This window comes from Stenotrophomonas sp. YIM B13575 (assembly GCF_042787595.1).
In the GTDB taxonomy this organism is placed as follows: domain Bacteria; phylum Pseudomonadota; class Gammaproteobacteria; order Xanthomonadales; family Xanthomonadaceae; genus Stenotrophomonas; species Stenotrophomonas lactitubi_B.
Genome location: NZ_JBHZOP010000220.1, coordinates 1 through 1,534, shown reverse-complemented (window position 1 = coordinate 1,534; position 1,534 = coordinate 1). Strand labels below are relative to the sequence as shown.

The window sequence follows — 1,534 nt, the reverse complement described above, 5'->3', positions numbered from 1 at the left end:
CGGGCATGGCCCGGCGCTATCATCCCGCACCGGTAGCGCCGGGCCATGCCCGGCCAGCGCAGCGGCACCATTCAGCCCCCGGGCGTATGCTGGAATCCTGTCCCACGGAGCCGCCCCATGCACATCGTGTACAAGGCCGACAATCTGTTCGACGCCCACCTGGTCAAGCACGCGCTGGAAGACGCCGGCATCCCGGCGTTCGTGTTCGGCGAGTCGCTGTTGGGTGGCATGGGCGAGCTGCCGCTGTTCGGCGTGCTGCGGGTCGGGATCCCGGACGCCGCGCGCCCGCAGGCCGAGGACATCGTCGCCGCGCTGGACTTGGGCCACGCCCCCGGCGACCCCATTTCAGATGTAGACGACATTGCCGGCCTTCCGGCGTAGGAGCGCATCATGTTGGGAATTGGCCAGGGCATCCTCGGCATCGGGGCCTTCAAGCAGCGCCTGCCGCGCCCGGAAGAAGCGCTGCCGGGCCGCGAGCAACCGCTGCCACTGCACAGCAACCAGCACTTCGTGAACAGCCATCCGCTGAAGGACCGGTTCGCCGGCCTGCAGCAGATCCGCTTCGCGCTGGGCTGCTTCTGGGGTGCCGAGCGCAAGTTCTGGACCGAGCCGGGCGTGTACAGCACCTCGGTGGGCTATGCCGGCGGCATCACCCCGAACCCCACCTATGAAGAGGTCTGTTCGGGCCTGACCGGCCACACCGAGGTGGTGCAGGTGGTGTTCGACCCGGCGGTGGTGAGCCTGGAGCGGCTGCTGCAGCTGTTCTGGGAGAGCCATGACCCGACCCAAGGCATGCGCCAGGGCAACGACACCGGCACCCAGTACCGTTCGGCGATCCACGCCACCGACGAGGCGCAGTACGCGGCGGCCTTGGCCAGCGGCGAGGCCTACCAGGCGCAGCTGGCCGCGGCCGGATACGGGCCGATCACCACCGAGATCGTGTACCCGGCGCCGGAGTACTACTACGCCGAGGATTATCACCAGCAGTACCTGGCGAAGAACCCGAACGGTTACTGCGGCATCGGCGGTACTGGCGTGAGCTGCCCGATCGGGCTGGATGTGGAGGTGCCGCGCTGACGCGCGGTGGTCCGCCTGCGGCGGGCAGAAGCTGAAAGCAACGGCCAAAGCCAAAGCCAAAGCGGCTCTGGGTTGCTGTGGGTTTGGCGGGACGGGTACAGATGGCGGGACACGCCGTAAACCCATCCCTGGGGGCTCGGCCACGGCATCCATGCCGTGGACGGTCCCGCCATCTGCACCCGTCCCGCCTTCGACAGTTTCCCGGTGACGGTGTGCAACAGCATTGGTTACTGACGACCTGAAAAAACAAAAAGGACGCGGCCTTCGCCGCGTCCTTTTTGTTTGTGAGCACGCGTAGCGCGCGACCCGCTTTTGCTCTTCTTTTCTTTCTTCCGTGGCGGACCGCCGCAGGAAACTGTCAGAGGGCGGGCGGGTTGGGTTCGCGGGGGTGTCCGCCGCATGGATGCGGCGGCCAAGCCTCCAGGGACGGATTCACGGCGTCCCCCGCGAGCCCAAC

2 protein-coding genes are annotated in these 1,534 nt (G+C 67.4%); both read left to right on the top strand.

The window, feature by feature from the left end; all coding sequences use genetic code 11:
* Positions 1 to 117 precede the first annotated feature (117 nt).
* Positions 118 to 381 carry a DUF2007 domain-containing protein gene (locus tag ACFX4F_RS21335; RefSeq protein ID WP_380658369.1) on the top strand — a complete coding sequence of 88 codons (264 nt, stop codon included), beginning with the start codon at positions 118 to 120 and terminating at the stop codon, positions 379 to 381.
* A 30-nt stretch (positions 382 to 411) separates the two neighbouring features.
* Entirely contained in the window at positions 412 to 1,077 is a 666-nt protein-coding gene (gene msrA / locus ACFX4F_RS21330; protein WP_180166839.1) for a peptide-methionine (S)-S-oxide reductase MsrA, read from the top strand.
* Positions 1,078 to 1,534: the final 457 nt, after the last annotated feature.